Origin of the sequence: Capnocytophaga sp. oral taxon 380 str. F0488 (assembly GCF_000318255.2) — a bacterium.
GTDB classification, from domain to species: Bacteria; Bacteroidota; Bacteroidia; order Flavobacteriales; family Flavobacteriaceae; genus Capnocytophaga; species Capnocytophaga ochracea.
In genome coordinates this window covers 15,207-24,044 of record NZ_KB291242.1, presented here as the reverse complement: position 1 = coordinate 24,044, position 8,838 = coordinate 15,207, and the positions used below count along the sequence as shown (strand labels likewise).

The following is an 8,838-nucleotide window of genomic DNA, read 5'->3' as shown; positions in this document are numbered from 1 at the left end:
ACGAGTCATTTATTCGGTAAGCCCCCGAACCCCCCGAAGGGGGACAAGGTGAAAAAGATAACAAACCTCCCCTATCACATACTCCGCTCTCGCGGGACACATACTCAGCTGTCGCTAGCTACCTTCAAAAGGGAAATGAGGAGAGGCTCATTGGGGGCTTCTGTCAAATTGTCACCTTTTTAACCTTTGGCAAATTATTTGCTACCTACTAACGAAATAAACTAAAAATGAATCATTATGATTACCGAAGATATTAAAGACGATGACTTAGAACTTGAACAAGAGGCAACTGATAACACTCCTTCGGAAGAAGTTGAAGAACCTACTTCTGTTGAAGAGCCCGAAGAGCCCGTTAAAGAAACTTCAGAAGACCTTCTTGCGAAAGAGAAGGACAAGTTTTTGCGTTTGTTTGCTGAGTTCGAAAACTATAAGAAGCGCACTGCGAAGGAACGTGCAGAGCTCTTTAAAACTGCTGGACAAGACATTTTGTCAGCCTTGTTACCTATAATAGACGATTTTGACCGTGCTTTGGTAGAATTGGCTAAATCGGCTGATGAACATACTCTTAAAGGGGTGGAACTCATCTATAATAAACTAATAAACACTCTTAAATCAAAAGGATTAGAGAAAATAGAAGTTGCCCCTAACGACACTTTTGACAGTGAACATCACGATGCAGTTACCCAAATTCCTGCTCCTACTCCTGAAGACAAAGGCAAAATTGTAGATGTTGTGCAAACAGGCTACAAATTAGGCGATAAAGTAATACGTTTCCCTAAAGTAGTGGTAGCGCAATAAGGAGGAAGGAATGAAGAAAGATTACTACGAAATATTAGAAGTACAGAGAACGGCTACCGCTGCTGAAATAAAAAAAGCGTATCGGAAGCAAGCCTTGAAATATCACCCAGACAAGAACCCTGGTGACAAACAAGCTGAAGAGAACTTTAAATTGGCTGCCGAAGCCTATGAAGTGCTCAGCGATGATAACAAACGCGCCCAGTACGACCGCTTTGGTCACGCTGCCTTTGAAGGAGGTATGGGTGGCGGAGGCTTCTCGATGGACGATATATTCAGTCAGTTTGGAGATATTTTTGGTGGACATTTCTCGGGCTTTAGTGGTTTTAGTGGTTTCGGAGGAGGAAGCAGTCAGCAACAAGTGTACGTAAAAGGAGAAAACTTGCGTATACGGGTGAAAGTTACGCTTGAAGATATCGTAAAAGGCACTGAGAAGAAAGTAAAAGTACGCCGTAAGGTAAAAGCTGAAGATACTACCTATAAAACTTGTCCTACTTGTCACGGACGTGGGCAGGTAGTACGCCAAATGAATACGATGTTAGGCGTAATGCAAACGGCTACTACTTGTACTGCTTGTGGAGGCTCGGGCGAAGTGATTGACAAACGTGGTGCTGACAGCGATTCGCAAGGATTAAAAACCATAGAGGAGACTATTCCTATCACAATTCCTGCAGGAGTGATAGATGGTATTCAGTTAAAGATAAACAACAAGGGTAATGAAGCGCCTACGAAGAATGGTGTAGCGGGTGATTTGCTTGTGCTTATTGAAGAACAAGAACACGAAACCTTAAAACGCGAAGGCGACAACTTGCATTACGACCTTTATATTAGTTTTCCTGAGGCGGTTTTAGGTACTTCTAAAGAGATTGAAACGGTTACAGGAAAGGTGCGCATTAAACTAGACGAGGGAATACAGTCAGGAAAGATATTGCGCTTGCGTGGTAAAGGTATTCCTAACTTGCAAGGACGTGGTGCTGGTGACCTTATCATTCACGTGAATGTATGGACGCCTAAAAAGCTCACCGACAAGCAAAAAGCATTCTTTAAGGAAATGCAAGAAGATGAGAACTTCGCTCCTAAACCCGACAAGAACGAGAAATCGTTTTTTGAGAAAGTAAAAGAAATGTTTTCATAGGTTATTATTTTACTTAATAAACAAGAGAGACTGCCAAGAAGGTGGTCTCTCTTTTGTTAGGTAAAAGGTGGAAACCGCAGAGACAGATTAATTAGCAAATTAGAAGATGAGAGAATTAGAAAATGGGGGGTGCGAGCCTGAGTTAGAAAAATAAGGCTGCGCCTTGTGAAATGGAAAGGTGTTTAGTCGCGTACTTTCGGAGAAAAATCGGAGAAGTTGGGAAAAGGAGGTAAAAGAGAAAAGGCAAAGACAGTAATAGATAGTATGTATGTGAAATGATATGAAAGAAATATTACTATTGTTTATATTGAGGAAAAGTTGTACTTTTGTGTTTTAGTAATAGAGTCAAACCGGGCAGGGTGAACGATTCAGAAGGGTTTGTCTTTGGCGAACTAATTATATGTGAGCGAATTGCCTTTCGCCCTTACGATGACTGAAAACTAACGAACTATGTTAAAAGATATATTGAACTTTAGGAGAGCGGTGCGTTATTATGCGCCTACACCCATAAGTGAGGAGAAGGTGCGCGAATGTCTTAAACTCGCCACACTGGCACCTACCAGCTCTAATATGCAGTTGTACGAGCTCTACCACATCACTGATAAGGCTTTGTTAGAGAAATTAGCACACGTCTGCCTCGAACAGCGTACGGCTACCACGGCACAACAAATGGTGGTATTCGTTACTCGTCAAGACAAACACCGCTCCCACGCTCGTGCTATCTTGGAGTTTGAACGTGGCAATGTACAGCGGAACAGTCCGCCCGAAAGGCAAGCCAAGCGTATTAAAGATAAAGAGGCGTATTACAGTAAGCTGATGCCTTTTGTGTATAGTAGATTTTTTGGGCTACTAGGGCTCTTCCGCAAAGCGTTTGGGGTGGTTACCAGTTGGTTTCGACCTATGATGCAACAGCTCTCGGAAGGCGATATTCGCGTAAGTGTACACAAAAGCTGTGGACTCGTAGCACAGACCTTTATGCTAGCAATGGCAGAGGAGGGTTACGATACTTGTCCGTTAGAGGGTTACGATAGCAGACGCATTAAGAAGTTGTTACACTTACCTTGCGGGGCAGAAGTGAATATGGTGATTACTTGTGGACTTCGTGAACAGCGCGGTATCTGGGGCGAAAGGTTTAGATTGCCGTTTGAGGAAGTGTACAGACATAATGATTAATGGTTAATGAATAATGATTAGATACTAATAACTGTTTAATAATTCAAATATATGAAACTTAGGAACATAATTTTTACTTTTTTAGTTACTATTAACTTGGTAAATGCCAAAACTGAACCTGTAACTATTCAGGGAGCTGTAGGAACACTTCGCGGAGTGGTTACCACTCCTGATACTGTGAAAAAGTCTCAGAAAATCCCTACTGTGATTATCTTCCACGGACTGACTAGCAATAAAGACAAAAAGCTATATGCTACTTTGGCAGATAGCTTAGCGGCACACGGTATTGCTTCAGTACGCTTTGACTTTAACGCACACGGCGAAAGTGAAGGAGATTTTAAGAAAATGTCGTTAGATAATGAGTTGGAAGATGCACGGCGCATAATGGCATTTACTAAAAGACTCCCTTTCGTAGGTAAGATAGGCTTGATAGGACACTCGCAAGGAGGGGCTATAGCGATGCTTTTGAGTGCAGAATTAGGGAAGAAAAACGTCAAAGCATTAGGCTTATTAGCACCTGCTTCTACAATTCACGACATACTATCACAAGGGGTACTATTCGATGCCACTTTCGACCCATTGAATGTACCTGAGGAGCTTTCCTTTTTTGGAGGGAAAGTAACTGTAGGGAAGGACTATATCCTCTCAGCACAACGGTGCAAACTCATTCAGAAAGCGAGAGCATATAAAGGCAATGTATTGGTAATTCACGGTACGGGCGATAGAATGCTCTCTTATACTTACAGTGAAAATCTGCCTTATTTCTATAAATATTGTAAAGTAAGTCTCATTGAAAAGGGAGACCATTTGTTTACGTCGAAAGAAGCGCAAGCAGCAGAGATGATGACACAATTTATGCTGAAAAACTTAAAATGATTAGTAAATGTGCTAACAACTGATTGGCTAATTAAAAAAATATTCATATCTTTGCACTTTAACTAACAACCTTAATAAAAATGTATCCAATAAAATTTAAACCTATCCTCAAAGAACGCCTTTGGGGAGGTACTAAACTAAAAACATTATTCAACAAACCTATTGAAAGCGATATTACAGGCGAAAGCTGGGAAGTATCAGGCGTACCTGGCGATATCTCAGTAGTAGCCAATGGGGCTCTTAAAGGTAAAAGTCTACAAGAACTCATCGATTTATACCCTAATGAACTATTAGGCAAACACGTACACCAGCGTTTTGGTCACGATTTCCCTATCCTTATTAAGTTTATAGATGCACGCGAAGACCTTTCTATACAAGTGCACCCCAACGATAAACTCGCTAAAGAACGCCACAACTCTTTTGGTAAAACCGAAATGTGGTATGTGCTTCACGCCGATGCAGGAGCTGAACTGATTGTAGGCTTCAACAAAACAGTAACCAAAGAGGAGTATCAACAGCACCTCAATAGTGGTACTCTCACCGATATTCTCAATTACGAAAAAGTGAAAGATGGCGATACTTTCTTCATCAACACGGGCAAAGTACACGCCATAGGTAAAGGAATTATCATTGCCGAAATACAACAAACCAGCGACATCACCTACCGCGTGTACGATTTCAACCGTCGCGATAAAAATGGTAACCTGCGCGAACTTCACACTGAACTCGCTCTTGATGCTATCGACTACGAGAAAAAAGACGACTTTAAAGTGGCTTATACCAAAGACACTAACACGGTAAACAAAGTGGTGAATTGTCCTTATTTTATTACCAATTTGCTACCGCTTACCGCAGGCTATGAAAAACAACTTTCACAAGACGATTCTTTCCATATCTATATGTGCGTAAAAGGCGAAGGTATAATAGGTGATGGCACTACCGAATTACCTATCAAGCAAGGTGAAACAGTGCTTTTACCTGCTTCTTGTCACAAATTAGAGGTAAAAACCAAAGGAATGGATTTATTGGAAGTATATATTTAGACAACTAAAAACTAAAAATATGTTATATCGTTCAAGAATTAAGGGATTAGGATTTTACGTCCCTGAAAACGTAGTTACTAACGACGACCTATCCAAACTAATGGATACTAGCGATGAATGGATTCAAGAGCGCACCGGTATTCAACAGCGTCGTCACGCACTAAGAGGTAGTGACACTACTACTTCAATGGGTGTAAAAGCAAGTTTGAAAGCTATTGAAGCCGCTAATATCAATAAAGAAGAAATAGACTTTATTGTATTTGCAACCCTCAGTCCCGACTTCTATTTCCCTGGTTGCGGAGTATTGGTACAAAAAGAATTGGGTTTGCCTACTGTGGGAGCTCTCGATATCCGCAACCAATGTTCGGGCTTTATCTATGCCCTTTCAGTAGCCGACCAGTATATCAAAACGGGGATGTACAAAAATATCCTTGTGATAGGTGCTGAAACCCAATCACCTGCGCTGGATATGACCACTCGCGGTCGCAATATGGCAGTACTTTTTGGCGATGGTGCTGGGGCTGCTATCGTTTCTCGCTCCGATGACCCCGAACGCGGTATTCTCTCTACTCACTTGCATAGCCAAGGTGAATATGCCGAACAATTAGCAATGATTACCCCAGGAGTAGGCACCAAATGGGTAACCGAATTATTGGCAGAAAACGACCCTGATGATGTGAGTTATTACCCTAATATGAATGGTCAGTTTGTATTTAAAAATGCTGTGGTTCGCTTTGCGGAAGTGATAGAAGAGGGATTGAAAAGCAATGGTCTTTCTCACAAAGATATTAATATGTTGATTCCTCACCAAGCTAATTTGCGTATCTCACAGTTTGTACAACACCAATTCAAACTCACCGATGAACAAATATTCAACAATATAATGAAGTACGGTAACACTACCGCAGCTTCTATACCTATCGCCCTTACCGAAGCAGTTCAACAAGGCAAAATCAAGGACGGAGACCTCGTAGTACTTGCTGCCTTTGGTAGTGGCTTTACTTGGGCAAGTGCTATCATCCGTTGGTAGTCCATAGCGTGGCAGACAGTCACAGTGTGACATAGAATAAAAAGGCTGTTGAACAGATAAGTTTGTTCGACAGCCTTTTTTATATGTACAAATTACTGGTGTACGCCACAGTAACGATTTATCATTGAGTACTAAACATTATAATAAGTTCTTTGCGGAGGTCAGCTTCTGTGAGGTTATTAGTAGCACCTAATCCTTTGCTTTTTAGGTCTATTTCGCGCAAAGCAGCTATGATGGCGCTTACGCGCTTCATTGGGTAATGTTGAGCTCCTGAACGAAGGTCTTTGATACCAAAGATAGGTACTTTTAGGGTCGCCATTACATTCTTTTCACTTTGGTCGGTAAGACCGTGAAAGCCTAAGAGCTGTTGGAAATAACCGTAAAGCACCGTGAGTGTCATCACCAAAGGGTTGTCCTTAGGATTATCGGCGAAGTGTTTCAAAATACGCGTTATCTTGTACATATCGTGAACTGCAATAGCATTCTTGAGTTCATAATTATTAAACTCCTTGCTAATTCCTATGTTCTTCTCTATAATATCAGGCGTTACTTCTGTATTTTCGGGGACGATGAGCGCCAATTTGTTTACCTCGTTTTGTATCCTACTCAGGTCGGTACCCAAGAAATCTACTAACATCTGTATTGCTTTAGGCTGAATGCTGAGATGTTTCTTCTTCAACACATCAGGTAACCACGTAGCTATCTGATTCTCGTAGAGTTTTTTGCTTTCCAAGAGCACGCAATCCTTATTCTTTTGCAAGGTTCTCAACAATTTCTTGTGAGCGTCTAACTTCTCGTATTTGTAACAGAACACCAGTACGGTCGTAGGCGTAGGGTTCTCTACATAAGGCACGAGTTGGTCGATAGTGCTTTTAAGGTTTTGCGCCTCTTTTACGATAATCACTTGATGGTCGCTCATCATCGGGAACCGACGTGCATAGTCGATAATAGTCGGCACACTCACGTCCTGACCATAGAGTACTATCTGGTCAAATCCCTTTTGGTCTTCTTGTAATACGTGGTCTTCAATATAATCAGAAACGATATCTATGAAATAAGGTTCTTCCCCCATCAGGAAGTAGATAGGGGCTATAATTCCTTTTTTTATGTTAGCTACAATAGTTTTTACTTCATTCATAGTGCAAAAATACAAAAAATATTCTACTTTTGCAGTATGGAAGCTCTAAATTTCAAAAACTACTCTTTTCGCCTGAAAAAAGCTGACGATAAGCTGTGGATATTCGACCTCATTCGTCGCAAGTACGTGGTACTACAACCCGAAGAATGGGTGCGCCAACACGTAGTACATTTCCTCATAGAAGAAAAAGGTTATCCAAAATCGCTTATCAATGTCGAGAAAAAGCTCTCTGTAAACGGACTCACTAAGCGTTACGACGTGGTAGTCTATTCCAAAAAAGGAGTAGTGCTCTTGGTAGTGGAATGCAAAGCGCCTAGCGTGACTATCACCCAACAAACATTCGACCAGATTGCACGCTATAACCTCAGCCTCAATGCCCAATACCTAATGGTCACTAACGGCATTACTCATTATTATTGCCAAACAGACTATAACCAATACAAATATATATTCTTAGCAGACCTTCCTCATTATAACGACCTCACACTATGACTCTCGCCATCGTAATACTCAACTGGAACGGCAAAACACTGTTGCAACAATTCCTCCCCTCGGTAGTACAATATACTTCCGAAGGGCAAATCTATGTGATTGACAATGCTTCTACCGACGATTCCATCGCTTTTCTACGCTCACACTTCCCCGAAGTAACTATCCTAGAAAACCCTACTAATAGTGGGTATGCAGGGGGGTATAATCACGCTTTACAACACATTGAAGCTGATATCTACTGTCTGCTCAACTCCGACGTAAGAGTAACCGAAGGCTGGCTCACTCCCATCTTACGCACTTTTGAAAACGAACGCATTGCCGTAGTACAACCCAAGATAAAAGATGAAAAACGCCCCTCTTATTTCGAGTACGCAGGAGCAGCTGGGGGCTTTATCGACAAGTACGGGTTCCCGTATTGCAGAGGGAGAGTATTTGAGCGCGTAGAAGAAGATAAAGGTCAGTACAACACCCCTTCCCCCTCCCCTATCTTCTGGGCATCGGGGGCGTGTTTTTTTATTCGCGCAGAAATATTTCACCTATTAGGTGGCTTCGACGAAGATTTCTTCGCACATCAAGAAGAAGTCGACTTGTGTTGGCGGGTACATCACCTCGGCAAGCAGGTAGTGTATTGCGCCGAGAGTACCGTCTATCACGTGGGAGGAGCAACACTCACGGCTACCAACCCTAAGAAAACCTACCTCAACTTCCGCAACAGTCTTTTTATGTTACTGAAAAACCTCCCTTCCAAAAGCCTTTACACTACGCTCTTCCTCCGTATGGTGTTGGACGGCATTGCAGGAGTGCGTTTCCTTTTGCAGGGCAAACCCTGCTTTTTGTGGGCGATTGTGAAGGCACATCTTCATTTCTATAAAAGATTTCACTTCTTTAAAAAGAAGCGTCCTTCTCAGCTTATCACTGATTATTACCAAAAGAAATCCATTGTGTGGGAACACTTTGTTGTAGGCGATAGATAAATAGATGTCTGCTTGATATATAACAATTCTCTTTTCTGTCACACTTCCCCCCTAGTGCCTATGGCCTAAGGCCTGTCATCTCTTCCTCTTTCTTTCGCATCGAAACTCTGTTTTTAACATTTTTGACGTTGTTATATTACGGTATAAATCAATTACTTATATACCCTTTCTATACCAATCGT

9 protein-coding genes are annotated in these 8,838 nt (G+C 41.7%); 8 read left to right on the top strand and 1 reads right to left on the bottom strand.

What is annotated here, in order from left to right; translation table 11 throughout:
• Nucleotides 1-237: 237 nt before the first annotated feature.
• The 6 genes from HMPREF9078_RS10975 to HMPREF9078_RS10950 all read left to right on the top strand — a co-directional run bounded on the left by HMPREF9078_RS10975 (nucleotide 238) and on the right by HMPREF9078_RS10950 (nucleotide 6,052).
• On the top strand, nucleotides 238-798 hold the full coding sequence (locus HMPREF9078_RS10975) for a nucleotide exchange factor GrpE (protein ID WP_009420732.1): 561 nt from the start codon (nucleotides 238-240) through the stop codon (nucleotides 796-798).
• Nucleotides 799-808: 10 nt separating this feature from the next.
• Nucleotides 809-1,930 (top strand): molecular chaperone DnaJ, encoded by a 1,122-nt coding sequence (gene dnaJ / locus HMPREF9078_RS10970; RefSeq protein WP_009420731.1) that lies wholly within the window; start codon nucleotides 809-811, stop codon nucleotides 1,928-1,930.
• A gap of 450 nt (nucleotides 1,931-2,380) precedes the next feature.
• Entirely contained in the window at nucleotides 2,381-3,103 is a 723-nt protein-coding gene (locus tag HMPREF9078_RS10965) for a nitroreductase family protein (RefSeq protein ID WP_009420730.1), read from the top strand.
• Between the two features lie 51 nt (nucleotides 3,104-3,154).
• Nucleotides 3,155-3,979, top strand: a complete 825-nt coding sequence (locus HMPREF9078_RS10960) for an alpha/beta hydrolase (RefSeq protein ID WP_009420729.1) — start codon at nucleotides 3,155-3,157, stop codon at nucleotides 3,977-3,979.
• 80 nt (nucleotides 3,980-4,059) lie between these two features.
• Nucleotides 4,060-5,022, top strand: a complete 963-nt coding sequence (locus HMPREF9078_RS10955) for a type I phosphomannose isomerase catalytic subunit (RefSeq protein ID WP_009420728.1) — start codon at nucleotides 4,060-4,062, stop codon at nucleotides 5,020-5,022.
• A gap of 19 nt (nucleotides 5,023-5,041) precedes the next feature.
• Nucleotides 5,042-6,052: a 3-oxoacyl-ACP synthase III family protein gene (locus HMPREF9078_RS10950; protein ID WP_009420727.1), complete on the top strand. Its 1,011-nt coding sequence runs from the start codon at nucleotides 5,042-5,044 to the stop codon at nucleotides 6,050-6,052.
• Nucleotides 6,053-6,173: 121 nt separating this feature from the next.
• On the opposite strand, the gene holA is transcribed toward HMPREF9078_RS10950, so the two are convergent.
• On the bottom strand, nucleotides 6,174-7,190 hold the full coding sequence (holA, locus tag HMPREF9078_RS10945) for a DNA polymerase III subunit delta (RefSeq protein WP_009420726.1): 1,017 nt from the start codon (nucleotides 7,188-7,190) through the stop codon (nucleotides 6,174-6,176).
• A 36-nt stretch (nucleotides 7,191-7,226) separates the two neighbouring features.
• Here holA and HMPREF9078_RS10940 point away from each other — a divergent pair, with 36 nt between their 5' ends.
• Complete coding sequence (locus HMPREF9078_RS10940) at nucleotides 7,227-7,682, top strand: type I restriction enzyme HsdR N-terminal domain-containing protein (protein WP_002673741.1); 456 nt, start codon at nucleotides 7,227-7,229, stop codon at nucleotides 7,680-7,682.
• Nucleotides 7,679-8,656, top strand: coding sequence for a glycosyltransferase family 2 protein (locus tag HMPREF9078_RS10935; RefSeq protein ID WP_009420725.1), 978 nt, complete (start codon nucleotides 7,679-7,681; stop codon nucleotides 8,654-8,656). Before HMPREF9078_RS10940 ends, HMPREF9078_RS10935 begins: the two co-directional genes overlap by 4 nt.
• Nucleotides 8,657-8,838: the final 182 nt, after the last annotated feature.